At 59.3% G+C, this 26,101-nt stretch carries 22 protein-coding genes; 13 read left to right on the top strand and 9 right to left on the bottom strand.

Annotation, left to right across the window (positions count from 1 at the left end; genetic code table 11):
- Positions 1-2: 2 nt before the first annotated feature.
- The 4 genes from ACFOOP_RS15500 to ACFOOP_RS15485 are packed head-to-tail and all read right to left on the bottom strand — an operon-like array spanning position 3 to position 2,240.
- Positions 3-986 (bottom strand): NAD-dependent epimerase/dehydratase family protein, encoded by a 984-nt coding sequence (locus ACFOOP_RS15500; protein ID WP_379882038.1) that lies wholly within the window; start codon positions 984-986, stop codon positions 3-5.
- Positions 987-1,039: 53 nt separating this feature from the next.
- Positions 1,040-1,348, bottom strand: coding sequence for a TehB family protein (locus ACFOOP_RS15495; RefSeq protein WP_379882037.1), 309 nt, complete (start codon positions 1,346-1,348; stop codon positions 1,040-1,042).
- On the bottom strand, positions 1,348-1,800 hold the full coding sequence (locus ACFOOP_RS15490; protein ID WP_379882036.1) for a group III truncated hemoglobin: 453 nt from the start codon (positions 1,798-1,800) through the stop codon (positions 1,348-1,350). The genes ACFOOP_RS15495 and ACFOOP_RS15490 overlap by 1 nt, the downstream gene beginning before the upstream one ends.
- A complete protein-coding gene (locus ACFOOP_RS15485) occupies positions 1,800-2,240 on the bottom strand; it encodes an RrF2 family transcriptional regulator (protein ID WP_379882035.1) in 441 nt (146 codons plus the stop codon). Before ACFOOP_RS15485 ends, ACFOOP_RS15490 begins: the two co-directional genes overlap by 1 nt.
- Before the next feature lie 93 nt (positions 2,241-2,333).
- On the opposite strand from ACFOOP_RS15485, the gene ACFOOP_RS15480 reads away from it, so the two are divergent.
- Positions 2,334-2,792 carry a hypothetical protein gene (locus ACFOOP_RS15480; RefSeq protein ID WP_379882034.1) on the top strand — a complete coding sequence of 153 codons (459 nt, stop codon included), beginning with the start codon at positions 2,334-2,336 and terminating at the stop codon, positions 2,790-2,792.
- Here the strand turns inward: ACFOOP_RS15480 and ACFOOP_RS15475 are convergent.
- The 3 genes from ACFOOP_RS15475 to ACFOOP_RS15465 are packed head-to-tail and all read right to left on the bottom strand — an operon-like array spanning position 2,789 to position 4,952.
- Complete coding sequence (locus tag ACFOOP_RS15475; RefSeq protein ID WP_379882033.1) at positions 2,789-3,250, bottom strand: GNAT family N-acetyltransferase; 462 nt, start codon at positions 3,248-3,250, stop codon at positions 2,789-2,791. The two genes, ACFOOP_RS15480 and ACFOOP_RS15475, sit on opposite strands and share 4 nt — an antisense overlap.
- A 5-nt stretch (positions 3,251-3,255) precedes the next feature.
- Positions 3,256-4,329, bottom strand: a complete 1,074-nt coding sequence (locus tag ACFOOP_RS15470; RefSeq protein ID WP_379882032.1) for a Kelch repeat-containing protein — start codon at positions 4,327-4,329, stop codon at positions 3,256-3,258.
- 32 nt (positions 4,330-4,361) lie between these two features.
- A complete protein-coding gene (locus tag ACFOOP_RS15465) occupies positions 4,362-4,952 on the bottom strand; it encodes a superoxide dismutase family protein (protein ID WP_379882031.1) in 591 nt (196 codons plus the stop codon).
- A 172-nt stretch (positions 4,953-5,124) separates the two neighbouring features.
- Here ACFOOP_RS15465 and gyrA point away from each other — a divergent pair, with 172 nt between their 5' ends.
- The 5 genes from gyrA (at position 5,125) to ACFOOP_RS15440 (ending at position 11,125) form a co-directional block, all read left to right on the top strand.
- A complete protein-coding gene (gyrA, locus tag ACFOOP_RS15460) occupies positions 5,125-7,890 on the top strand; it encodes a DNA gyrase subunit A (RefSeq protein WP_379882030.1) in 2,766 nt (921 codons plus the stop codon).
- A complete protein-coding gene (coaD, locus tag ACFOOP_RS15455; protein WP_379882029.1) occupies positions 7,890-8,390 on the top strand; it encodes a pantetheine-phosphate adenylyltransferase in 501 nt (166 codons plus the stop codon). The genes gyrA and coaD overlap by 1 nt, the downstream gene beginning before the upstream one ends.
- Before the next feature lie 76 nt (positions 8,391-8,466).
- Positions 8,467-9,369 (top strand): peptidylprolyl isomerase, encoded by a 903-nt coding sequence (locus ACFOOP_RS15450; protein WP_379882028.1) that lies wholly within the window; start codon positions 8,467-8,469, stop codon positions 9,367-9,369.
- A complete protein-coding gene (locus tag ACFOOP_RS15445) occupies positions 9,366-9,815 on the top strand; it encodes a peptidylprolyl isomerase (RefSeq protein WP_379882027.1) in 450 nt (149 codons plus the stop codon). Before ACFOOP_RS15450 ends, ACFOOP_RS15445 begins: the two co-directional genes overlap by 4 nt.
- Positions 9,816-9,904: 89 nt before the next feature.
- Entirely contained in the window at positions 9,905-11,125 is a 1,221-nt protein-coding gene (locus ACFOOP_RS15440) for a glycosyltransferase family 4 protein (protein ID WP_379882025.1), read from the top strand.
- Between the two features lie 5 nt (positions 11,126-11,130).
- Here the strand turns inward: ACFOOP_RS15440 and ACFOOP_RS15435 are convergent, their stop codons facing one another.
- Positions 11,131-12,576 (bottom strand): NAD-dependent succinate-semialdehyde dehydrogenase, encoded by a 1,446-nt coding sequence (locus tag ACFOOP_RS15435; RefSeq protein WP_379882024.1) that lies wholly within the window; start codon positions 12,574-12,576, stop codon positions 11,131-11,133.
- A 118-nt stretch (positions 12,577-12,694) separates the two neighbouring features.
- Between ACFOOP_RS15435 and ACFOOP_RS15430 the strand changes: the two genes are divergently transcribed.
- Positions 12,695-13,465, top strand: coding sequence for an enoyl-CoA hydratase/isomerase family protein (locus ACFOOP_RS15430; RefSeq protein WP_379882023.1), 771 nt, complete (start codon positions 12,695-12,697; stop codon positions 13,463-13,465).
- A gap of 1 nt (position 13,466) precedes the next feature.
- Here ACFOOP_RS15430 and ACFOOP_RS15425 read toward each other — a convergent pair whose 3' ends face one another.
- A complete protein-coding gene (locus ACFOOP_RS15425; RefSeq protein WP_379882022.1) occupies positions 13,467-14,282 on the bottom strand; it encodes a prepilin peptidase in 816 nt (271 codons plus the stop codon).
- A 301-nt stretch (positions 14,283-14,583) separates the two neighbouring features.
- Here ACFOOP_RS15425 and ACFOOP_RS15420 point away from each other — a divergent pair, with 301 nt between their 5' ends.
- The 6 genes from ACFOOP_RS15420 (at position 14,584) to gspF (ending at position 26,093) form a co-directional block, all read left to right on the top strand.
- A complete protein-coding gene (locus ACFOOP_RS15420; RefSeq protein ID WP_379882021.1) occupies positions 14,584-17,457 on the top strand; it encodes a beta-helix domain-containing protein in 2,874 nt (957 codons plus the stop codon).
- 81 nt (positions 17,458-17,538) lie between these two features.
- Positions 17,539-20,178 carry a TonB-dependent receptor domain-containing protein gene (locus ACFOOP_RS15415; RefSeq protein ID WP_379882020.1) on the top strand — a complete coding sequence of 880 codons (2,640 nt, stop codon included), beginning with the start codon at positions 17,539-17,541 and terminating at the stop codon, positions 20,176-20,178.
- A gap of 334 nt (positions 20,179-20,512) precedes the next feature.
- Positions 20,513-21,364: a type II secretion system protein N gene (locus ACFOOP_RS15410; protein ID WP_379882018.1), complete on the top strand. Its 852-nt coding sequence runs from the start codon at positions 20,513-20,515 to the stop codon at positions 21,362-21,364.
- Positions 21,365-21,374: 10 nt separating this feature from the next.
- Positions 21,375-23,366, top strand: coding sequence for a type II secretion system secretin GspD (gene gspD / locus ACFOOP_RS15405; protein WP_379882017.1), 1,992 nt, complete (start codon positions 21,375-21,377; stop codon positions 23,364-23,366).
- 17 nt (positions 23,367-23,383) lie between these two features.
- Complete coding sequence (gene gspE / locus ACFOOP_RS15400; RefSeq protein ID WP_379882016.1) at positions 23,384-24,892, top strand: type II secretion system ATPase GspE; 1,509 nt, start codon at positions 23,384-23,386, stop codon at positions 24,890-24,892.
- A complete protein-coding gene (gene gspF / locus ACFOOP_RS15395) occupies positions 24,876-26,093 on the top strand; it encodes a type II secretion system inner membrane protein GspF (RefSeq protein WP_379882015.1) in 1,218 nt (405 codons plus the stop codon). Before gspE ends, gspF begins: the two co-directional genes overlap by 17 nt.
- Positions 26,094-26,101 lie beyond the last annotated feature (8 nt).

Below are 26,101 nucleotides of genomic sequence, written 5' to 3'. Positions count from 1 at the left end.
AGCTATTCGTCTACCGGAAAAGGGCCGTCCTCAAAAACTTCGTCGTGATAGCCCTTTGCGCCGATAGCGTCTTTTAGGGGGCTGAACGGGCTGTCATTGCGTTTGAGACGCTCCAGCGCGGTGAAAAAGTCGATTTCAGGTTTCCAGCCGAGTTCAGACCGCGCGAGATCGTTCACATAAAGCCGGTCGAGCGTTTCGAACATGCGCCAGCCGCGTCGGGCGTATTCTTCTTCGTAATCGGCATAGCGCTTTAGAACGGACGGCGCATCACGGCCAAGATCGGGCAGGTCGGCGGCTGAAAACGGCGTCGTCGCGCTGATGATGTAACGGCCGAAACCAATGTCATTGGCGCGGTCGAGCGCGACCAGATGCGCAGAAACTACGTCGGCGATATCAACGCGGCGATAGAGCAGTTCATTGACTTTTGCGTTAAGGTCTTCGTAACCGCCCCGGATCGCAGCGTTGTCATCTTGCTCGGGAAAGAACCGTGAGGTGCGCAGGATGAGGCAGGGGAGTTTGTGTTTCTTATGCACGAGCCGGCAGATATTTTCCGCCGCGAGCTTGGTGACGCCGTAAATATTTTTCGGGATTGGCGCCAGATCTTCGGTGACAAGCACGGCAGGCGCGCCTTTGGGCGGGCGCATCGCCTCGCCGAAGGTGCTGGTGGTGCTGGTGAAGATGAAACTATCGACTCCCTCGCGAACCGCCGCTTCAAGGAGGTTCAGCGTGCCCGTCACATTGGTGTCGATGAAGGCCTGCATCGAATGGGTCGCCACATGGGGTTTGTGCAGCGTGGCGGTGTGCAGAACACTGCTCACGCCCTTCATTATCTGCTGCGCGAACTCTGCATTGGCAAGATCGCCGACTTGATGGGTAAACGGCCCCGGTTTGATATCCGCGCCGATATGCGCGCGCCCTTCGGCTTTGAAGGTTCGGCAGAGCGCTTCGCCGAGATGGCCGGAAGAACCTGTAATCAGGATGGTCATGCGGAACTTTTGGCCCCGCCATGACCCGCGGTCAACATGGGAGGAATACCTCGTTAGGTTCCTTTAGGAGTAGGCGCCGCTGTTCGATAAAAGTCTACGTGAAAACTTACGGGTCCGAGGGGCCTCACATAGTGCTTCACTTCCGGTTCGATAATTCCAGAATCGCCTGCCTTAATGCGCGCCGTTTCTTCAGGCGGGCCTGGAATGACATAGTCGAGCGCGCCGTCGAGAACAACGAGATTGCCCCAGACGCCGGGTTTTGTGTCATGAGCGCGCAAAAGCTTTACCGGCACGGTCTTTTCCGTGAACACCGGCGTGCCGCCATATTTCACAAGCCCATCCGGAAGGCGTTGGAGCATCATTAGCCGCCTTGTATTTTCTTCGGGCCGAGACTTGGTTGGCCGTACATGGCGAGTTTGAGGCTTTCGGCAATGCGTCCTGCGCGCTCGATGAAATAGGCGGCGGCCTCAGGCGACGGCGCGGTGTCGTCGAGCGTCGCCTTGAACAGCCCCAGCCAGATATCGAAATGCCAGGGCTGAACCGATGTCAGCGCCCTGTGTTTCGGGACCGGCTTTCCGGAATAGCGCCCGGCGTTGAGTGCAACCGACGCCCAAAAATCCTTCATCTTGGCAAGATGCGGCCCCCAGTCGCTGATGGTCTCATCGAAAACCGGGCCGAGCAGGTGATGGGCGCGCACGCGCTCGTAAAACGTATCGACGAGGTTGGAGATATAGTCCTCGTCTATGCCCATTCTCGTCGCTGCGGCAGCGATCTCCTGACGGCGCTCTTCGGTGGTGCGAATGCGGGTTTCCATCAGGCGGCCTCCTCTTCGAGCAACAGGCGCAGGCGCGCATTGCGGCGCACGAGATCGTCAAGCGTGTAGTGATCAAGCGCGGCGAGAAACATCTTCACTGCTTCGTTCAAAACAGATTTCAAGCGGCATGACGGGGTAATGAGGCATTCGCCGGCGCCGCCCTCGAAACATTCGACGATCGCGAAATCCGCTTCCGTGCGCCGGACGACGTCGCCGACATTGATCGTGACGGGAGCGTGCGCCAGTCGGAGCCCGCCAGTGCGGCCGCGGACCGTTTCGATGTAGCCTTCCTTGCCGAGAAGATGCGCGACTTTCATCAGGTGGTTTTTCGAAATGTCATAACGCGCGGCCACTTCGGCGATGGTGCAGAGGCGGTCTTCGTTAACTGCAAGATGCATCAGCAGGCGCAGGGCGTAATCGGTTTGCAGGTTGAGGCGCATTGTCGCTCCTAAAAGATGTATTATATATATTGGATATTGTCGCCGAAGGCAATATAAAAGATGTATATAAAATACATGAAAAGGATGACTGTCATGGCGATGCTTGCGGAAGTGATGGAAACGGGCCTGATGGAGGCGGAACTCGATGTTGATCGTAAAGAGAGGGTGGCGCCCGCCATAAGTCTCGTCAAAATGACGCGGCCGAACACGACCATGCACGGCGGCGTCTTCAAAAGCCTGGCGCTCGTTTACGCGGCGCTGCTCGCGGTGTTCTGGCTGGCCTTTCAGGGCGACCGGGAGGCCTTGTTCATGGTGGCGATCAGCGCCGTTTATCTCGCCGCCTATATGGGGACGCCGTTCATGTTGAGCCGCGTGGGCGGCCGCGTTGATCCAGCAGAGGACAAATCCTTTGCGGCGTTTTTGCGCGAGCCTTTCGAAACTTGGACCGGGATTGTGACGGGGCGCGAGGCAATGCTGCAGGTTCTGCTCATTCCTATGGCGATCCTCATCGCTGGCTGCGGTATGGGCGTCATCATCGCCGTCAGCCGTTAGAGGGCGCCGAGATCGAAACGCAGGCGCGGCAAAAACCGGCCGGGAATCGAGCCGGATAGCGAAGCGCCGTCATCGACGGCGTCCATGCGCCGGTAAAACGCCGCGGCGTCGGGATCGGCGTCGATAGTCATGACCTTGGCGCCGGCATCGCGCGCCTGGCGCACCGCCCATTCGAACAGCGCGCGGCCGATCCCGGCGCCGATGAAATTCGGATGAACATAAAGCTTGTCGAGTTCCGCAGTTGCTCCTTCAATCTGAAGCTGCGCCATGCCAGCGAGTTTTCCGCCCTTATCAGCGACCTGAATTTGCGAGCTTTCGAAATCCGCCGCCGTGATCGTCAATTCCGCGCGGCAAGCACCCATGAATGCCGCGTCATAGCCCCAATAGGCTTTTGACGTCATGCAGAGTTCGGACAGGGCGGAGGCTTCGTCAGAACGTGCGGGGCGGTAAGTAAGCAATGTTGTTAGATCTCGAACTTGTCCAGCACCGCACTGGTTTGACGGCCGCTATATTGTTCGCCGCCGCCGAGAACATAAATGGCTTCTCCCAGCGCGACGGCGCCGTGGCCGTGACGGGGATGGGTCATCGCTGAGACGCCGCGCCAGTGATCGGTGTCCGGGTCATATTCCCAGACCTCCGGAAACACGCCGGGCTCCGGTTGTGAATATTCACCGCCAAAGGCGTAGATTTTTCCGTTCAGCACCGCCGCCGCAAGTCCGCCTTGCGCTTTCGGCATGGGCCGCGCCGCCTCCCACCGGTCGGAAAGCGGGTCGTAGACTTCGACGACATTCGTATTGCCGCCATTCACCGTGCGTCCGCCGATAACATAGAAGACGCCATTGGCGACGACGCCCGCTGTGGAGTTACGTGCTGTCGGCATCGGCGCGAGCGCGCGCCATCGATTGTCGCCTGCATCGAAATACCAATGCTGATCGGTATCGATGTGATCGCGCCATTCGAGATTGGCGCTGCCTATAGGCGAGCGCCCGCCCGCCACATGAATAAAGCCATTGAAGGAAACAGTGGCGCTTTCGGCTTGCGGGCCTGGCATGGGCGTCATCGCCTCCCACCGCCCTTTCAAGTCGGTGAGCCGCCAGCATTGCGAGCGCATTTGCCAGCCGCCGGCGGCGTTCCGCGCGAATCCGCCGACGCCGTAGAGAAAGCCGTTATTATTGACGAGCGCGATATGGTGGCGCGGTTCGGGCAGAGGCGTCGCGAACCCCCAGGCGTCATAAGCGGGGTCATAGAAAGTCACCTGGTCCGTGACTCGATAAGGCATGTCCGGCGTCAGACCGCCCGCATTAACGAGAAGGTCCAACGGTTTCGGTTTCAATGATGGTCCGGGATCGGAGGATTTACGGAACGGCGCCGGATAAATTTCCTGCACCGGGAACGGCATCGACGCCAGCGGCGTCCAGGCGCCCATAGGCAGGATCGGGTTCAGCGCATGTGCGGGCAGGGACGCGCTCACGCCAATCCCTGCTGCGCTCGCAAGTAATTTTCGCCTGTTGAGCTTGAAGCTGTCTGTTTCTGTCATCTCATCCCCCCTTACGCCACTAACCCCTGAATTTATTCCCCGAGAGAAAACGCCGCGCAGGCGACGCGTGAACCGGCGCCGCCGATTGGCTGCGTCATGTGATCGTCTGCATTCTCATGAACCACGACCGCAAACCCATCCGCATCGAGAAGCGGACCGCCATCGCTTAACGACAAGGAAGTGTTCAGGAGCGATGCCACAGCGACGCCATCGGCGCCGGCGTAAATATTCGGCAGGTCAGCGGCTTCATAGCCGTTCGGATTTAAAAGCCCGTGTTCCTTGCCTTCCGGATTGATATGGCCGCCTGACGCCTTGAATCCTGCGGCGCCGTCGCTGCAATCGCCGATCTGGTGAAGGTGCATGCCGTGCCAGCCTTCGGAAAGGCCGCTGATGGAAACCCGGATCAGGATCGCGCCATGGGGCGTGTCCTTGAGGGCGATTTCACCGGCCTTTTCCCCATCGACATTGACGAGGTCAGCGGAAGCGTCCGCCCATCCGGAAGGCGCCGCCATGGGCGCTGCAGCAGCGGACGTTTGCGTTGGTGCGCCGTCGCTTTTTCCACAGGCGCCGAGAAAGATCGCTGAAATGGCTGTTATTACTGCAAGATTTTGTGCGATCTTCATGTAGGCTCCCAATGTTCTTCCCGGTTTCATGATAGCTCATCGCGCGGCGCGAATAAACCAAGGGATAAACCGCGCTTATTGGGCCCGAAAACCGGGCCAAATGCTTGGCTTTGAGGAGGGCGGGTGCTAAGCCGGATCGTTCTTTTACGACTGATTCCAAAAGGTTTTTAACGTGGCCGAAGACAACGGCGATATCCCCGAAAATTCAGCGCCAACCCCGCCTTCAACCCCAAGCGAGGGTGCGTCGATCTCCATCGAAGAGGAGATGAAGAAGTCCTATCTCGATTACGCCATGAGCGTGATCGTGAGCCGGGCGATCCCCGATGCGCGTGACGGGTTGAAGCCCGTACACCGCCGCATCCTGTGGTCGATGCATGAAAACGGCTATGCGTGGAACAAGCAGTACCGCAAATCCGCGCGGGTTGTCGGTGATGTTATCGGTAAATATCACCCCCATGGCGACCAGTCGATTTACGACGCGCTGGTGCGCATGGCGCAGGATTTCGCCATGCGCCTGCCGCTGGTCGACGGGCAGGGCAATTTCGGCTCTATCGACGGCGACCCGGCCGCCGCCATGCGTTACACCGAATGCCGCATGGAAAAGGTGACGAGCGCCATTCTCGACGACATCGAGAAAGACACGGTTGCCTTTCAGGATAACTATGACGGCTCCGAGCGCGAACCGTCAGTGCTGCCGGCGAAATTTCCGAACCTTCTGGTCAATGGCTCCGGCGGCATTGCGGTCGGCATGGCGACGAATATCCCGCCGCATAATCTTGGCGAAGTGATCGACGCGACCATCGCCATGGTCGATAATCCGGACATCAGCGACGAAGAACTGATTGAGATTGTTCCGGGTCCTGACTTTCCGACAGGCGGCACGATTCTCGGCCGCGCGGGCGCGAAAGCCGGGCTCCTTCTGGGGCGCGGCTCGGTGGTCATGCGCGGGCGCGCGACCATCGAAGAGGTCAGGAAAGACCGTTACGGCATCATCATCACCGAAATTCCCTATCAGGTGAACAAGGCGATGATGGTCCAGCGCATCGCCGATCTCGTGCGCGAGAAAAAAGTCGAGGGCATTGCCGATATACGCGACGAATCCAATCGCCACGGCATTCGCGTTGTTGTCGAACTGCGCCGCGACGCTGCGCCGGATGTGGTGCTGAACCAGCTTTACCGTCACTCACAATTGCAGACGAGTTTCGGCGTCAACATGCTGGCGCTCAATGGCGGCAAGCCGCAACAATTGAGCCTGCGCGACGTGCTTGCCGCCTTCATCGACTTCCGCGAGGAAGTGATCACACGGCGCACGAAATTCGATCTCAACAAGGCGCGTGACCGCGCTCATATCCTTGTCGGTCTCGCGATCGCCGTCGCCAATATTGACGAGATTGTCGCCCTGATCCGCGCCGCGCCGGACCCGGCGACGGCGAAAGAGCAATTGATGGCCAAGGCCTGGCCGGCGAAGGATCTGGCGCCGCTGGTGCTGTTGGTCGCCGATCCGCGTCACATGATGAGCGACGGCAATGTGCTCAAGCTTTCAGAGGAACAGGCCAAAGCCATCCTCGATCTTCGCCTGCAGCGCCTCACCGCGCTCGGCCGCGACGAGATCGGCGACGAGTTGAAAGGTCTCGCGGAGAAGATCGAGGATTATCTCGACATTCTGCGTAACCGCGATCGTGTTCTGACGATTGTCAAAGAGGAGCTGTCGGGCGTGCGCAGTGAATTTGCGACACCGCGCAGGACCGAGATTGTCGACGCCGAAGGCGAGGTTGAGGACGAAGATCTCATCGCCCAGGAAGAGATGGTCGTGACGGTCACGCATGCGGGCTATGTCAAGCGCACGGCGCTTTCGACCTATCGCGCGCAAAAACGCGGCGGCAAGGGCCGCGCGGGCATGAAGTTCAAGGACGAGGATTTCGTCAACCAGCTTTTTGTCGGCAACACCCACACGCCGCTCTTGTTTTTCACCTCGACGGGCATGTCCTACAAATTGAAGCTGTGGCGCCTGCCCGAGGGAACGCCGAATTCGCGCGGCAAGGCGTTTGTGAATCTGTTGCCGCTCGGACCGGACGAACGCGTCACCAATATTCTGCCGCTGCCTGAAGACGAAGAGGCGTGGGATCAGTTGCACGTCATCTTTGCGACTAAGTCAGGCAATGTCCGCCGCAACAAATTGTCGGACTTCCAGCGCGTCAATCGCAACGGCAAGATCGCTATGAAGCTCGATGAAGGCGACCGCCTTGTCGGCGTGAAGGTCTGCCGTGAAGATGAGGATGTGCTGTTGACCACCGCGTCCGGCATGTGCATCCGGTTCCCCGTGGATACGGTGCGCGTCTTTGCGGGCCGCACTTCCACCGGCGTGCGCGGCATCCGGCTGGACAAGGACAATCACGTTATCTCCATGGCGATCCTGCACCATGTGGAGACGACCTCGGAAGAAGCGAAAGCTTATCTGAAACACGCGGCCGCCATGCGCCGCGCGGCGGGCGAGGCCGATGCGGAGGAGCCCGAAGACACCGAAACGCCTGATGTGGCGATCAGTCCTGACCGCGTCGCGGAAATGGGCGGGCGCGAACAGTTTATTCTGACCGTCACCCAGAACGGCTATGGCAAACGGACCTCGTCCTATGAGTACAGAACGTCCGGCCGCGGCGGCAAAGGCATAATCGCCATCCAGACGACGGACCGGAACGGTCCTGTGGTCGCCGCCTTCCCGGTCGAGGACTCGGACCAGCTGATGCTTGTCACCGATGGCGGGCAATTGATCCGCACAACGGTGGACGGCATTCGCGTCGCAGGCCGCAACACGCAAGGCGTCACCATCTTCCGAACGCGCGAGGGCGAGCATGTGGTCTCGGTTGGTCGCGTTGAGGATGTGGACGGCGATGAAGAAGAAGGCGAGGGCGAGACTGACGGCGGAGGCGGCGAAGAATAATGACCAACCTCATCGGTCTTTATCCCGGCACTTTTGATCCGCTGACACTCGGTCATGTCGATCTCGTGGAGCGGGCGGTGAAGCTGGTCGATGAACTCGTCATTGGCGTTGCTATCAATCGCGACAAAGGCCCGCTCTTTTCCCTTCAGGAACGCGTCGCCATGGTCGAAAAGGAAATGGCGCGCATCTCTAAGGCGACGGGCACGCCCATCCGGGTCGTTCCTTTTGAAACGCTGTTGATGAAATTCGCTGAGGAGTTGAACGCGAATATCATCATCCGCGGTCTTCGCGCCGTATCGGACTTTGAATATGAGTTTCAGATGGTGGGGATGAATCAGGCCCTCAATGACGATATTGAAACAGTGTTCCTGATGGCGGACGCCCGGTATCAGTCGATTGCATCAAGGCTGGTGAAGGAGATCGCCCGGCTTGACGGCGAGATTTCCTCTTTCGTGCCCGGCCATGTGGCGACGGCCCTTAAAGCCAAATTTTCCAGCTAACCGGTTCGCATTTTCGGCGGGGGCGCCTTATATGGTGCCCAAGTCTGCTCGGGGCGAGTTACGACAGGGAGTTTATATGCGTTTTGGATCAATAGGTTGGGGCGTTATGACGTTCGCTCTCGCGGCGGTTTCGCCAGCCTTTGCGGATGACGATGACGAGAACAAGCCGACCCCGCGTTCGATCATCGAGAACGCCCCTGACAGCGACTGGCGTTCCCTCGATCCGGAAAACACTCTTTATATGGACCTGCCGTCCGGCCAGGTGGTGATCGAACTGCGGCCTGATTTCGCCCCCGGCCACGTTGCGCGCATCAAGGAGCTTGTGCGCGAAGGCTTTTACGACGGTCTCACCTTTCACCGGGTGATCGAAGGTTTCATGGCCCAGGGCGGCGATCCCAAAGGGGACGGCACCGGCGGGTCTTCCAAGCCTGACCTTAAAGCCGAATTCACGCGCGACAGCGCCGAAGTCGAAGGGTTTCATGAAATTGGCCGTGACCGCATGGCGCCGCGTCTAGGTTATGTGAACGGCATGCCTGCCGCCGCCGCGCCGGAAGGCTTGCGCACCTTTCTCAAAGGTGGGCGCGTTGACGTCTGGCCGGTGCATTGCCCGGGCGTCATGTCCATGGCGCGCGCCACAGATCCGAACAGCGCCAACAGCCAGTTCTTTTTGATGATCGGCGACTCGCGTCTCAATCTCGACCAGCGCTATACGGGCTGGGGCTGGATCGTCGACGGATTTGAAGCCACGCGGCGCATTGTGCGCGGCGAACCGCCTTCACGTCCGACGCCGATTATCCGTATGCGTATCGGATCGGATATCCCCGCGTCCGAGCGCGAAGACATCAAAGTCCTGAAGACGGACAGCGCGACCTTCACCGACTATCTGAAAGCGGATGGCGATCTTTCCGATGACGGCTTCGTCAAGGACATCTGTGAAATCAAAGTGCCCGTGAAAGCGGAAGGAGAACTCGAACTATGAGCGATAAACTGATCCTAACCCTAGATACGGGCGAAGTTGTCATTGAAACCTATCCGGACAAGGCGCCGGGTCATGTGGCGCGCATCACCGAACTTGCCGATGAGGGCTTTTACGACGGCCTGACCCTGCATCGTGTGATCGAAGGCTTCATGGCGCAGATGGGTTGTCCGCGCGGTAACGGCACAGGCGGCTCCGACAAGCCGAACCTTAAGGCTGAGTTCAACGACACAAGCCATCAGCGCGGCGTCTGCTCCATGGCGCGGGCGCAAGACCCGAACAGCGGCAACAGCCAGTTCTTTATCGTCTTTGACGACGCCTCCTTCCTCGATGGCCAGTACACGGCCTGGGGCAAGGTCGTGGAAGGCATGGAGCATGTGGACACGGCTAAACGCGGCGAACCGCCTGCGAACCCGACGAAAATCGTGACTTTCCGCTCTGCGGCCTAGATAATCGACAAGGAATTCTTCATTTCGAAGTGGCAAAAAGGCGCGAATCCAACGCGCCTTTTTGTTTGCCCGAACTAAGCGACGCCCCTGTGACTGACAAACCCAATATTGCCTATCTCATGAACACCTATCCGCTGACCTCGACGACGTTTATCCGTCGCGAGATCGAGGCCCATGAGCGGCGCGGGATGAATGTCACGCGATACGCGCTGCGCCAATGGGACGGCAAGTTGGTTGACCCGCTCGACATCGCGGAGATCGATCGCACCCATTACATCCTCAGCGGCAACGCCGGGGGTCTTCTCAAGGCGTTCTTCCGTGAGCTGACGACCAACACAGGCGGTCTTGTGAAGGCCCTTGGGCCGTGGTGGTCGCTTTTGAAGCATGCGCGCGGCGGCGTCATCCGTCACGCCGCCTATCTGATGGAAGCCTGCTATTTCCGTCAGCGTTGCGAGGCTGATTATATTGACCATGTACATGTGCATTTCCTGACCAACTCAACGGCGGTCGCGATGCTGGCGAGGATCATGGGCGGGCCAACCTACAGCGCGACCGTGCACGGGCCAGACGAACTCACCGATGCGCCGCTGCTCGACTTTCCGGCGAAGATCGAGCATGCGGCCTTCATCGCCGCGATCACGAATTTCTGTAAATCGCAACTAATCCGGTTCTCGTCGATCAAGGCGGCGGAGAAGATCAAGATTATTCATTGCGGCCTCGATCTTTCGGGCTTCGAAGCGACGCCGCCGCCGGATAATCAAACGCTGGTCTGTGTTGGACGGCTATGTCCGCAAAAGGGACAGGCGCAGTTGCCCGCCGCTGTCGCCGCCCTGCGCGACGAATTTCCGCACATGCAAGTTACGCTGATTGGCGACGGCGAAAGCCGCGCGGAAATCGAAGCCGAAATTGCGCGCCTTGGCGTTGGCGATCAGATTGAGATAACAGGCTGGATGGAGAATCTTAAAGTCCGGGACGCGGTGAAGAACGCGCGCGCGTTTTTGTTGCCGAGTTACGCCGAAGGCCTGCCCGTCGTCATTATGGAGGCGCTGGCGCTCGGGCGACCGGTGATCTCCACCTATATCGCCGGCATTCCGGAACTTGTCGATGAAGGCTGCGGCTGGATTATTCCCGCTGGCGACGGCGATGCGCTTGTCCACGTCATGCGCGAGGCGTTGACCGCATCGCCGGAAAAACTGCGCGATCTCGGCGCCGAAGGCCGCCGCCGCATTGAAGAACGCCACGATGTCGATAAGGAAGCGGCAACGCTTGGCGAGTGGTTCGTCGATGTCTTCAAGCATCACCGGCTTTAGGCGCGCTACTTCCCCAGCCCGCCGAACAGGCCGTATTTGATATTGAGATAATCCTCGAGCCCGTATTTCGAGCCTTCGCGGCCAACGCCTGAATCCTTGACGCCGCCAAACGGCGCGACCGGCGTTGACAGGATGCCTTCATTGATGGCGACCATGCCATATTCAAGCGCCTCCATCACGCGCCAGGCGCGGCCAAGATCGTTTGTGTAGACATAAGAGGCGAGACCGAACTCGGTGTCGTTGGCCATCCTGACCGCGTCTTCTTCACTGTCGAATTTGAACAGCGGCGCCACAGGGCCGAAGGTTTCGTCTTTCGCGATCACCATTTCGGGCGTAACGCCGGTGAGGACGGTCGGCTCGAAAAAGGTGCCGCCAAGTTTGTGGCGTTCGCCGCCAAGGGCGACTTTGGCGCCTTTTGAAACGGCGTCGCTGATATGTTCTTCGACTTTTTCGAGGGCTTTTTCTTCGATCATGGGTCCCTGTTCAACGCCCGCTTCCATGCCGTCGCCGACCTTCATGGCGGCGACTCGCTTTGCGAATTTTTCGGCGAAGGCGTCATAGATGCCAGCCTGAACGAGAATGCGGTTGGCGCAGACGCAGGTTTGTCCTGCATTGCGGAACTTGCAGGCGATAGCGCCCTCGACGGCGCGGTCCAGATCGGCGTCGTCGAAAATGATCAGCGGCGCATTGCCGCCGAGCTCCATGGAGACGCGCTTCATATTGCCCATGGCGCGCGCTGCGAGCTTTTTGCCGACGCCGGTGGAGCCGGTGAAGGTGATCTTGGCGACCGACGGGTTGTCGCAAAACTCCTCGCCGATCGGCGCCGCCTCGCCGGTAATGACGGAGAAGACGCCTTTGGGTAGGCCGATCTCGTCGGCGATCACGCCTAGCGCCAATGCCGAATAAGGCGTCTGACTCGCCGGTTTGCAGATAATGGGACAGCCGGCGGCGAGCGCCGCGGCCGCCTTGCGTGCGATCATCGCATTCGGGAAATTCCACGGCGTGATCGAACAGACCACGCCCACGGGTTCTTTGGTGACGACAATGCGCTTATCGGCCCAGGGCGAGGGGATGACGTCGCCATAAATCCGCACGGCTTCTTCAGAGAACCATTTGAAGAAGGCGGCGCCATAGGCGATCTCGCCCTTAGCCTCAGTGAGCGGCTTTCCCTGTTCCATGGTCAGGAGTTCGCCAAGCGCATCTTGGTTATCCATCAACGCTTCATAAAAAGCGCGGCAAAGTTTGCCGCGTTCGTCGGCGGTTGTCGCGCGCCAGCTTGGGAAAGCTTTCGCCGCCGCAGTAATCGCGGCGCGAGCTTCCTCGCGGCCGAAGTCAGGAACATGACCGATGGTTTTGTCATTGGCGGGATTTGTCACCGCAATTTTCTTTGAGCTGCTAAGCCATTCGCCGCCAATATAGCCTTCTTCGCGGAAGAATTTCTCAACGGTCATGGGGGCGCTCCTTTTTCACTTTCGGCACAGGCTTAGCACTGCGCAGGAGTTTTGCAATCACCGGCGGCAGGCGGCATGATGGGTCTAATTTCAGGCCCTTAGCGACAGGAATGGCTTTATGACCGTAACCTATGAAACTGCGAAAGACGGCGTTGCGCTGATCACGCTGAACCGGCCAGAGAAGCTCAATTCTTTCAACCGGGCGATGCGAGCGGATTTGACCGGCGCTCTGGCAAAGGCGTCAGCTGACAATGCGGTGCGCGTCGTCGTTCTCACCGGGGAAGGGCGCGCTTTTTGCGCAGGCGCTGACGTTTCCGCCGTCGATGAGATGACCAATGTGGAAGATGTTCTGAATGCGGAATATGGCGGGTTCTTGAACATTCTTCAGTCGACGCCTAAGCCTGTGATCGCCGCCATCAACGGCCCCGCCGCCGGCATCGGTATGACGACAGCGTTGACATGCGATCTGCGCGTCATGGGCGAGAGCGCTTATCTTATGAGCGCCTTCGCCAATATAGGGCTTGTGCCCGACGGAGGGTTATCGTTTTTGTTAACGCGTGAGATCGGCTATGCGCGCGCCTATCAGCTTGCCATTGAAGCGGAAAAAATTGATGCGGGCCGCGCGCAGGAATGGGGCCTCGTCAATAAGGTTGTTCCAGATACGGATGTTTTGGCGAATGCGCTCAATTGGGCGGAGAGTCTTTCCGCCCGTGCGCCTGTCGCCATGGCCCTGACCAAGCGTAGTTTTCGCGCCGCGGCGCAGGACGGATTGAAAAACGCCATGGCGTATGAAGCCATGCTGCAGCGTCAGGCGATCACGACCGAAGACTGCGCCGAAGGCGTCGCCGCCCTCATGCAAAAGCGAAAGCCGACCTTCAAGGGAAAATAGCTCAGGCGAAATAGGGAAGCCGCAATCCGTGCGCGATCATGGCGCTGGCGGCGGCGGCGGCGAGCGCAGGGCCGAAGGGGACGGGCGTTTCCTTGCCGATTTTTGCGCCGCGCAAGGAAGCAATACCGACGCCAATCAGGGCGAAGATAGCGGCGAGAAAGACCACTGGCGGCAGCACAGGCCAACCGAACCACGCGCCGATTGCGGCGAGCAGCTTGGCGTCGCCCTGTCCCAATCCCTCGATGCCGCGCAGTTTGAGAAACACAATATCAACCAGCCGGAAGGCGCCATAGCCAATGATGACGCCGAGCACCGCGCCGCCGAGGGTTGCGTTGAAAAGATCGAAAGCGTTGGCGATGATCCCGATGATCAGCAGCGGCAGAGTGAGCATATCAGGAAGGTAGCCAGTCTCCGCATCGATCGCCGCCAATGCGATCATGACCATGAAAAAGAAGAAGACGCCCGCCGCCTCCATGCTCAACCCGAAAAGGGCGAGGGCAGCGACGCCTGACAGCGCGCCCGCAAGCTCCACCAACGGATAGCGGAGCGCAATCGACGCGCCGCAATTGGCGCATTTGCCGCCGAGCATCATATAGCTCGCCAAGGGAATGAGATGAACGCTGCGAATCGTTTTGCGGCATGACGGGCAATACGAGCGCGGCGAGATCAGATCTCCGCGCGTCTCGTCATCGACAAGTTTCCAGAAGGCCGGCCCACGGTGAATCAGTACGTTGAGGAAACTGCCGATCACAGCGCCGAAGGCGGCGGCTGTGACGTAAAAGACCCAGTTCAGCGTCATTGCGCCGCTGCTTTCCATTGCGGTTTTCCGTGACCTATTTGTTGCGCTGGAATCTGACGGATTTCGTCACAGCCCGCAATCATATGAGTCAAAAACGATTTTTTAAGGCAAGCGCAAACAGTGCGTTTCATTGTGCGCGCGCAGTGCGCACTTAAAGCTATGCACGTTGTGCGCTTACGAAAAATTGCGGCGTGAAGGATGTCATGGAACTGAAACAAACCTGTCACCGCCCTGTCAAATGCTTGCTCTAACCGCAACCCCGGCGACGCGTGGGGCGTCGCACTGTGCATGAAACCATTTTCCCCCGGGGGTCTCATCAATGAGCCAGTTCTCCAATCTAAAATCTATTCTTCTCGCCGGCGCGGCGTTAACGATCGCAGCCTGTACCCAGGGCAGCGACATTCAATCGCCGGGCGCCTCTAACCCTGGCACGCCCCCGACCGGCGGCGGCGGAGGCGGTTCTGGCGGAACGGTTTCCGCTGACACATGTCCGGCCGGTTTTGCTGCAGGCGATGTTGTCGACCTTCCTTCCGGTCCTGATCAGGTTGCTTGCGACATTGCAGGCACGATCCTTACGAATATTGCTCTACCTTACAAAGATGATGACGGCGACGGCGTTCCGGTTGCATACCGGCTCAGCGGGCGCGTCAATGTCGGTATTGATGTCGGCGCAGACGGTGCGGCTTCTGACGGCGATCCGGCGGTGTTGACCATTCAACCCGGCGTAACCGTATTCGGTGAGTCAGGCAGTGACTTCCTGGTGATCAACCGCGGTTCGCGCATTGAAGCGGAAGGCGCGGAAGATGCGCCGATCGTCTTCACCAGCCTCGACGATCTGGAAGCTGGCGGCGCATTTCGCGCGGACGCCATTGGCGAATGGGGCGGTCTTGTTCTTCTCGGCCGCGCACCGATCAACCGCTGCGAAGGCGGCGGCACACCGGGCATGGCTGACTGCGAAAACGTCATTGAAGGCGTGACCGCGCCGGAAGCGCCTTATGGCGGCGGCGTGACTGACGACAATTCCGGCACGCTGCGCTATGTGCGCGTTCAATATTCAGGTTTCCCGCTTTCTTCTGGCAACGAACTCAACGGCATTTCCTTCGGCGGCGTCGGCACCGGCACCACTGTCGATTACGTCCAGGTGCATAACAGCTCCGACGACGGCATCGAAATGTTCGGCGGCACCGTTAACCTCAAGCATATCGTTCTGACCGGCGAAGATGACGACTCGCTCGACACCGACAATGGCTGGTCCGGCAAGGTGCAGTTCCTGCTTGTGAGCCAGGCTGACAATCGCGGTGATAACGGTTTTGAAATGTCGAGCGCCGGCACGAGTGTTTCGCCGGCGACAAACCCGACCATCGCCAACTTCACAATCGTTGGTTCGACGAAAGCGACCGATCCGGGCAACGGTCTGCGCATCAACTCCGGTCACATCGGCCGTTTCCTGAATGGTGTTGTGCAGGATCAGGATGAATGCTTCCGCTGGCAGGACGCCGGCAATGACAATGCTACATTCGACGGCATCGGCACGGACCCGGCCTTTAACTCGGTTCTGTTTGATTGCGGCGCCGGCGGGCTCACTATCGAGGATCCGGAAACACCGGCGGCTGTCGCTTCGGTTGCGGCTGACCCCAACAACTCGGAAGATACAAGTTCGATCACAATGAACTTCCAGCCTGGCGCGAAAGAGCTTTCGCCAATGGCGACGCCTTTCGCGGTTGAAACGCTCGATCCTGCGTTCTTCGTTGAGGCTGACTATCTCGGCGCGTTCAGCCCGGATGAGACGGAAACCAACAACTGGGCGACCGGCTGGACGAACCATGTGTTCACCGATCCGGGCTGCCCGGACGGCACTAGCGACACCGGCAACACCATCAACGGCACGCGCGTTTGCCTTCTGGCGGGCAACTTTGACGGTGATCCTGTGATGGGCACGCCGAGCTACACGGAAGTCAACATCACTCGCGGCAATTTCTACGAACTCGACGGCCGCGTGGATATTGGGTCGGATGTCGGCAATGACGGCCTGAACGCAGACGGCCAGTCGATCGCCCTCAACATCGAGCCGGGTGTTTCGATCTTTGGCAACTCCGGTTCTGACTTCCTGGTCGTAAATCGTGGGTCGCAGATCTTCTCCAACGGCACGCGCCAGAACCCGGTTGTCTTCACCTCCGAAGCTGACCTTCAGGATACGGTTTCTCCTTCGCTTCGCCTCGACTCCATCGGCGAATGGGGCGGCCTTGTCATTCTCGGCCGCGCACCGATCAACCGCTGCGAAGGCGGCGGTACGCCGGGCATGGCTGACTGTGAAAACGTCATCGAAGGCGTGACGGCGCCGGAAGCTCAGTATGGCGGCGGCGAAGCAGCCGACAATAGCGGCATGCTGATGTACACCCTCGTCAAATTCGCCGGCTTCCCGCTGTCTTCGGGCAATGAGCTGAACGGCATCTCCTTCGGCGGCGTCGGCTCCGGCACCAAGGTTGAGTATGTCCAGGTGCACAACAACTCCGACGACGGCATCGAGATGTTTGGCGGCACAGTTGACCTCAAGCACATCGTGCTGACGGGCAATGACGACGACTCGCTCGACACGGACAATGGCTGGAACGGCAATGTTCAGTTTGTCATCGTGAAACAGCGTGACGGCCGCGGCGACAACGGCTTTGAAATGTCGAGCGCAGGCACCGGCGTTTCGCCAGCGACGAACCCGACCATCGCCAACTTCACGATTGTCGGTTCGACTAAAGCGACGGACCCTGGCAACGCCTTCCGCATCAACTCCGGTCACATCGGCCGCTTTATCAACGGCGTCGTTGAAGATCAGGATGAGTGCTTCCGTTGGCAGGATGCGGGCAATGACAACGCCACCTTTGACGGCATCGGCGTCGACCCATCCTTTGACAACACCCTTTTTGATTGCGGAACGGGCGGTCTGACGATTGACACCCCGGAAACACCTGCGGCTGTCGCTTCGGTTGGCGCCGGCGCAGACAACACCACAGCTATCGATGTGAACCTGATTAACGGCTTCATCAACGATACTGCAGCGGCGGGGCGTACAGCCTTCACCGATCTTCCGACCAATGTCGATCTGTTCTTCGAGGACGTCAGCTATATCGGCGCCGTCGAGAATGCGAGCGATGACTGGTGGGATGAATGGAGCTGCGGTCTGGTTGCGGACGATTGCTAAGACGCGTGACAGCGCGGCGCGCTCCATCTGGAGCGCGCCGGCCTTTCATCCTCATGAACTCAGATCAGGGTATTTAATGTTATGAATCCGTATCACAAACTAGGGAGCTGGCTGCTCGCGTCGTCGATGCTGATTGCTCCTCCCGCCTTTGCGCAGGACGCCGGAAGTTCAGGCGGCCTTTCGATCCAGCCGACCTATACCGACGAGATCGTCGTTCTCGGGCGAAACATTCCCGAACCGCAACGCGCGACTTCCCAGGTTGCAACCTTCCTCAGCGCTGATGACCTGGCGCGCACGGGCGACGACAACGCCGCCTTGGCGCTGACCCGCCTCTCAGGCCTCAGCATTGTCGGCGGTAAATTCGCCTATGTCCGCGGCCTTGGCGACCGTTACTCCTCGGCTCGCCTTAACGGCTCGCCTCTGCCAAGCCCGGAACCGTTGAAACGCACGGTGCCGCTTGACCTTTTCCCGTCCAACATTCTTGCGGGCGCGACGGTCCAGAAAACCTTTTCGCCGAACTATCCCGGCGAATTCGGCGGCGGCATCATCGACCTTGAGACACTCCGCAAGCCGAGTGAGAACTTCCTCAACGCCAAGATAGGGATCGGCGCCAATCTCGTGACGACGGCGCGTGACGGCCTCTACGTGCGTGGCGGCGGTCTTGACTGGCTCGGTTACGATAATGGAACCCGCAGCGTGCCGGATGCGCTCGCCGCTGTTATCGCCACCGATACCCAGCTCGCGGACCTTTCTGACGCGGAACAGGAAGCTGTTGGCGAAAGCCTCGAAAACTCCCCGCTTTCCGTCATCCAGAACGGCACGCTCGGTCCGAACTTCGAAGGTTCGCTCGATGGCGGCAAATTCTGGGAAATGGACAGCGGAGCGACCTTCAGCATCGCCGGGGTCATCGGCTACAAGCAGGACTGGACGACGAAAAATTCGATCCGGCAGCTTGCGTCAGAAGAACGTGTCGGCATCAACTCGACACAAATGGAAACGGCTCTCGACGCGACTGTGAACGGCTTGCTCACCGCCGCCTTGGAGACAGATCAGCATACGCTGACGCTGACGGGTCTTTATATCCATTCGACCCGCAAAGAAGCGCAGATTCAGGAAGGCTTTAACTTCAACGCCGAAGGCGCAGGCGGCTTCGTAACCGAAGCCAATTCCTGGCTGGAGCGGGCCTTGATGATGGGGCAGGCGGCTGGTGAGCATAATCTCAGCGATCAGTTTGCAGTGAACTGGCGCGGCGCCTTCGCACGGTCGACACGGGACGCGCCTTATGAGCGGTCACTGGAAAACCGTTCTGCGCCGATAGATGAAAACGACAATGTCGTCGGCCCGGCGTCGATCGTCTTCAACACACGTCACAACATCAACTTCTCTGAACTGACCGATGACACCTGGAGCGGCGGCGCAGACATTTTCTGGTTTGCTCCGATTTCAGGCGCACGGGAGCTGACGCTTTCGGCTGGTTATGAATATAGCGACAATGACCGCGAATTCATCTCCAACCCGTTCAACTTCACGTTGAACACGTCGATCCCGCTGGACGTTGCGCAGGCGCGCATCGATTTCGCCTACTCACCGGACAATATCGACCCGAACCGGTTCAAGCTGATCGACACCAACACGCAAGGCGTCAACTCCTACAATGGCGAGCTGACGACCCATGCCGGTTACGCCCAGATCGACGCCGAGCTGATCCCAACGGTCCGCACGACCGCCGGTGTTCGCTATGAAACAGCTGACCAGCTTGTTGACGTCTTCGACCGCTTCGCGGACTCGACGGCGTTCGACACGACGATTTCCAATGATTACTGGCTGCCATCGGCCATGGTCACCTGGAACTTCCTTGATAACATGCAGCTCCGGGCTGGCTATTCGCATACGATAGCGCGTCCGCAATTCCGCGAACTTGCTGCGTCGCAATTCACCGATCCCGAAACGGACCGGACTTATTTCGGCAACAGCTTCCTCACGGACAGCAAATTCCGGAACTATGACGCCCGCTATGAATATTATCTCGGACGGAACCAGTTCCTGACGCTGGGTGGCTTCTACAAAACCATCGACAGCCCGATCGAGGAAGTTCAATTCACGACCACGGACTTCTCGTTCCAGTCGAGCTTCATCAACTCTCCGAAAGCCAGACTTTATGGGGGCGAGTTTGAATATCGCACGCGCTTCTCGATGCCGGGCGACAATTGGTTGAGTGAACAGGAATGGCTGTTCTCGGTAAACTACACCTACACAGAATCGGAAATTGTTGTCGGCGCGTCCGACATGATTACCGAACGTGACGGCGATACGGTGCTTGCCTCCACTTACGGGCTTGACGGTTCGTCCATGGTGGGAACGCCGAAGCATATCGTGAACACACAGTTTGGCTGGGAGGGGGAGAGCGTTCAGTTCACGCTCCTCGGCGGCTGGGTTTCGGAGCGTCTACTGGCCCGGGGTGAAGCCCTGACCAAGGCGAACCGTCTGCTCGATGTCTATGAGAAACCTGGCTTCCAGCTTGACGCGGTGTTCCGTCAGAATGTGAATATTCACGGTACGGATTTCACGATCGGTCTTTCCGCGCGCAATCTCCTTGCGACCAAGCATATTGAGGAACAACGGGGAACCAATGACGCCGTCCGCGCGCCGGATGGTGTTGTCGATTTCCGCACCTATGAGCGCGGGCGCAGCCTGTCTGCGAGCCTGACGGCTCATTTCTAAGTCTCGGGACGGTGGAGAGAGCCAAGTAGCGTTAACCTTGTCGTGTACGAGACCCGGCGGGCCTTATGGGGGCCGCCGGGTTTTGCTTTTACGGCCGTATAACCGTCATGGCCGATAATCGGCCTCGCCAGGCCCCTAAAAACCGGAAAATTCAAGGAATTTCACGGGCTTTTAGGGGGTTTTTGGAATAAAAATTGAATGGATGCCGACACCATAGTGAGTGGGCCGGCCGCCATAGGTTTGCTAAAGCCTTTCTGGGTTCCGCCGGGAAGCCGGGGAGAATGTCTGAGATTGAGCGCTGGGCCCGGCGACGGGCGGCGTAAGGGATTAGGAAGTGGCGGGTTTTCAGCTGCATAGCGATCTCGGGGCGCCTGCATTCTTGCGGGGCGCAAAGGCGCGCACCCTCGCGCCGCGCATCGCCGAATGGGTGTTGATCGCGCTGATTGCATTTCTGCTGGCCCGCGCCGCGATTGCGTTTTTTGCGCCGCTCCCGGTTCCGGCTGGCGATCAAATGGCGGCGCTTCCGGCCACGGCGAAAACCAGTGCAGCGGTCGAAGGCCGCAATCCATTTCCAAAAGCGGTCATCGACCCGACGGTCGTCGAGACCGGTCCGGAACTCGCGGAAACGGCGCTTGACCTCACGCTCACCGGCGTTTGGCCGGAAGCGGGTGACGGATCAGCAATTATCCAGCGGCCCGATGGCAAGCAACGTCGTTTTGCTGTGGGAGACGAAATCGTGTCGGGCGTGCGTCTGGTCGCGGTCTATTCGGATCAAGTGGTGATCGAACAGAACGGCGTTCGCGAGTCGCTGCGCTTTGAATCGAAGGCGCCAATTGATCGTGTCGCGCGCCCTGCGCACAACGCCGACGCGCAAACGCAACGCCCTGCGCCGGCCGAGGACAAAATCCAGAACGCAGCTCCGGGCGTCCCCTTCAGCATTTCACCGGGTCTCGATTCCGCTGGGCAACCGGCGATTATTTTTAGTGCAGGCGAGAACCGCGCCGCGTTCGAAGCCTCGGGTCTTCAGGAAGGCGATATTTTGCGCAGCGTCAACGGATCGCCGCCATCTATGGAGCCGGCTGAACTTGCCGCGATGATGAGCCAGTTTATGAAATCAGGCGCCGCAACGCTTGTCGTGGAGCGAAACGGCGCCCTTGAAACAATCCAACTGTCGAAAGACGGATAGGGGATGAGTAATGCCGTCGTATCGTAAAAGTCTTACCGCCGGGTGTTGCGTGTTGCTGAGCGTGTTTGCGTCTTCGGCGGTTTATGCGCAGGAAAATTGTGGAGAGGCCCTCAATTACGAAGATGCGGATATACGCGCCGTGATTGACGAAATTGCGATCCGCACAGGACGCACCTTTCTGCTCGATCCTGCGGTGCAGGGACGCGTGACGGTGAAGTCGCCTCCCAATGGCGGCCTTTGCGCCGACGAGGCCTGGGAGCTGTTTCAGGCGATGCTACGCGTCAATGACTTCGTGGCGGCGCCGGTCGGCGACGGCAAATACCGAATTGTTCCCCTGCAAGAGGCGGCGCGCACCGCGGGGCCCGTGGGCGAGGGGGTTGGCTCCGATCTGACAACGCAGATCGTGCGGCTCAATTATGTGGATGCGCGCGAGGCGGCGGCCAATCTTGCGCAAATTATCGGCAATAACGGCGTTGTCAGTCCGGTCCGTTCCGGCAACGCGGTCATCATCGTCGATACCGCAGACAACGCCGCGCGCATTCGCGAAGTGCTGCGTCAGCTTGACCGCGATGTCACTATTTATCGCACGATCCCGCTGCAGCATGCTTCGGCGTCTGAAGTCGCACGGCTGGTGCGCGAGCTGGCGCAGGAATTATCTGAGGAAAATGGCGGCCGCGCCACCTATAGCGTTGTTCCTGTGGAAGCGAGCAACTCGCTTCTTATCCGCGCCGAGCCGGCCCTGATGCGCCGGCTTGAACTCGTCATCGGCGAGCTTGATCAATATGGCGAGGCGACTTCGGAACTGACGGTTGTTTATCTTAAACATGCAGACGCGGAGGAACTGGCGCCGTTGCTTGAGGACGTCGCAAACAATACGCGCAGCGGAACATCGGCCGAAGGGGCGGTTTCCAACAACCGCGCTACTGTTTCTTTTCACAAGCCTACCAACTCCATTATTATCAATGGCGACGCCAGCCTTCAACGCACCTTGCAGAATGTCATTGGCCAGCTTGATGTCCGGCGGGCGCAGGTTCTGGTTGAGGCGATCATCGTCGAAGTGTCGGACACGACGGCGCGCAATCTCGGCGTTCAATATTTCCTCACCGGCAGTGAAGAAAATGGCGTTCCTTTTACTGCCACGAATTTTTCCTCGGCGCAGCCGAATATTCTCGGCGCGGCGGGCGCAGCCTTGTTGCGGGGCGGCGGATATCCGACCGGCCTCTCAGACGGCGCTGCGGATGATGTGGCGGACGATCTCGCCGAAGCGGCGCTGACGTCGCTCCTGGGCGTAAACGGCTTTTCTCTTGGCGGCGGCGTAGACCTCGGCGGCGGCAACATCTTTGGCGGCATTCTGACTGCGATCAAAGCCGACACCAATTCCAATGTGCTTTCAACGCCGTCGGTCGTGACCCTCGATAATGAAACGGCGCGGCTTCAGGTCGGGCAGGAGATTCCGATCACGACGGGCGAAGCGGTTGGCGATAATTTCTCCAACGCTTTTCGCACCGTCAGCCGGGAGCAGGTGGGCGTCATTCTTGAGGTGACGCCGCAGATTAATGACGGCGAAACAGTAACGCTGGAAATCGTGCAGGAGATCTCGTCCATCGCCGGGCCGATCATCGCCGACTCGACGGATCTGATCACCAATAAGCGCGAGATTACGACGACGGCGCTGGTCGATGACGGCGATATCCTCGTCATCGGCGGGTTGATTGATGATCAGCGAGAAGATGTCGAAGACAAGGTGCCGTTTCTCGGCGATATTCCGGGCGTCGGCAATCTTTTCAAGTCGAGTTCAAAGGAGCGGCGCCGTCAGAATCTGATGGTGTTTATCCGCCCGACGATTATCCGCGACCGCGAAACGGCGAATGCGGCGACGCGGCGTAAATTCGATTACATGCGTGCGCGAGAACTCCTGCGCAGCGGAGAGCCGACTTCGGAAATGGAGCGCTTGATCAACGACGTGACGGGCGCTGAGTTGCCCGCCGCGCAACCGGAATAGGCGCAACGGAAGACCTTATGAGTGAAACAACCGCCAGAGCGGCGAGCAGGCTCGCCTACGCCTTTGCAAAAGAGCGCGGTCTAATCGTGCTCGACGGCGAAGCGCGGCCGGTTGTTCTGGGCGCGCGCGGCAAGGCGCCTGACCCCTGGGCGGTGATCGAGGCGCGCCGCACCGTGGGCGCGCCCGTCGCGGTCGACATTCTGCCGTCCGATGCGTTTGAGCGGCGCCTGTCCGAGATTTATTCGGTTGAGGGCATTTCGACGGCTGATCTCGATCTTGACGGCGATGACGCCGACCTTGCCTCACTCGCCGAAGGTCTGCCGAAGACGGCGGACCTGCTCGATAGTGAAAACGATGCGCCGGTGATCCGGCTTATCAATGCGCTGATCGCCGAAGCCGTGAAGGTCAAGGCCTCGGACATTCATATCGAACCTTATGAAAAGGCGCTGTCCGTCCGGCTGCGCATCGATGGCGTCCTGCGCGAAATCCTTTCTCTGCCGGCGCGAATGACGCCGGTGCTGACCTCGCGCGTGAAAGTCATGGCGCGGCTCGATATCGCTGAACGCCGGGTGCCCCAGGATGGACGCATCTCGCTGGCGCTTGGCGGCAAGACGGTGGATGTGCGGGTGTCGACCCTGCCAGCGCGCTTTGGCGAGCGTGTGGTGATGCGTATCCTCGACAAGGATGAGGCGCGGCTCGATCTTGACGGCCTCGGCATGCCGCCGGAGATTTTAACGCGCTTCAAACATGCGCTGACCCGTCCGAACGGGATTATTCTCGTCACGGGCCCCACCGGCTCGGGCAAGACGACGACGCTTTACGGCGCGCTGACTTTATTGAATGAGCCGAGCCGGAATATTCTCACTGTCGAAGACCCGGTGGAATACGCGATTGAGGGTGTCGGCCAGACCCAGATCAATCCGAAAGTTGGGATGACCTTCGCAACGGGCTTGCGCGCTATTTTGCGTCAGGACCCGGACATTGTGATGGTCGGCGAAATTCGCGACGTTGAAACAGCTGAAATCGCGGTGCAGGCCTCGCTCACCGGTCACCTCGTTCTCTCGACCGTGCACACAAACTCTGCTGCTGGCGCGATCACGCGGTTGCGCGATATGGGCGTAGAGGCGTTCTTGCTGTCATCGACCATCGCCGCCGTGATGGCGCAGCGCCTCGTGCGTCGCCTGTGCCCGTCCTGCAAGACGCCTTACATGGCGGATGCGGCAACGAAACGGATGATTGGCGCTGACGAGCACGAAGAGGTGACGCTCTATCATCCCGCCGGTTGCGGGCGCTGCAACCAGACCGGCTATGAAGGTCGTGTGGGTGTTTACGAACTGATTGTCGTCGATGAAAAACTGAAACGCCTCATTCATGACGGCGCCAATGAACAGGATATTGCGGCGCACGCTTTCGCCCATGGCGAAACGCTCCAGCAATCAGGCCTGCGCCATGCGCGGGCGGGGCTGACCGCGCTCGAGGAAGTCTTGCGGGTTGTGCATCAGGAGGAAGATGATGCCGGCCTTTGAGTATGAAGCCCTCGATCTTGGTGGGCGCTCGAAAAAAGGCGTCCTCTCCGCCGAAAGCCAGCGTCAGGCGCGTCAGGAATTGCGGCGCATGAAGCTGACGCCGTTGCGGCTTTCCGCGCCGCGCAGCGAAAAAAAGTCCGGCGCTTTTGGCGCTGAGAAACCGCGCGTCAAACCGGGGCAACTGGTGATGATGACGCGGCAATTGTCAGCCTTGATTGGCGCTGGCACGCCGCTGGAAGAAGCGCTAAGCGCTGTCGCGGTGCAATCGGAATCCGGGCCCGCCCGCACCCGTATGATCGCTGTGCGCGAGCGCGTGATGGAGGGGTGGCGCTTCGCCGACGCGCTTGGCGAAGACGAGAAATCGTTTCCGGCACTTTATCGCGCCGTGATCGCCGCCGGCGAAACCTCCGGCGATCTTGGCGGCGTGCTCGACCGGCTCGCATCCATGCTGGAGAAAAACCGGGCGATCAAAAACAAGGCGGTCGCGTCGATGATCTATCCGCTGGCGCTGATGGTGATTGCAGGCGGCGTCGTGACTGCGCTGATGGTTTTCGTCGTGCCGAAAATTATTGATCAGTTCAACAGCTTCAACGCCGAGCTGCCCTTGCTGACTAAAATCGTCGTCGGCCTCTCGAACTGGACAGTAAGCTATGGCTTGTTCGCCCTTCTTCTTATTGCTGTTTTGGCCGCCGCCTTCTGGCGCGCCATGAAGCAGCCAGGCTTCAAGCTGGCCGTGGATCGGTTCATGTTGAAGGTTCCGGTGCTGGGACGGTTATCGCGCGCTGTCGACGGCGCGCGTTTCGCGCGCACCCTGGCGACCTTGTTTTCCGGCGGCGCGCCTTTACTTGACAGCCTGGTGGGCGCGCAGCGCACCATTTCGAACAGCTATATCCGCTCACGCCTTGACCGCACGGTGACGATGGTGGGCGAGGGCGCCTCCCTCGCCGCCGCGATCAAGCGCGCGGATGTCCTGCCGCCGATGCTGACCCATATGATTGCGGCGGGCGAACGCGCAGGGGCGTTGTCCGAATTGCTGGACAAGGCGGCGCTGCAATTGGAAGAAGAATTCGACACGGCGTCGACAGTGGCGCTAAGGCTATTGGAGCCCGCGATTATTGTCGCTATGGGCGGAGCGGTGCTCGTCATCGTTCTGTCAATTTTGATGCCGATCCTGCGTATCAATACGCTGGCTGTCGGTTAAGGGAGACG

Origin of the sequence: Hyphococcus aureus (assembly GCF_042643165.1) — a bacterium.
GTDB lineage: Bacteria > Pseudomonadota > Alphaproteobacteria > Caulobacterales > Parvularculaceae > Hyphococcus > Hyphococcus aureus.
The sequence above is the reverse complement of the archived record's forward strand: the minus strand, read 5'-3'. Positions and strand labels throughout refer to the sequence as shown.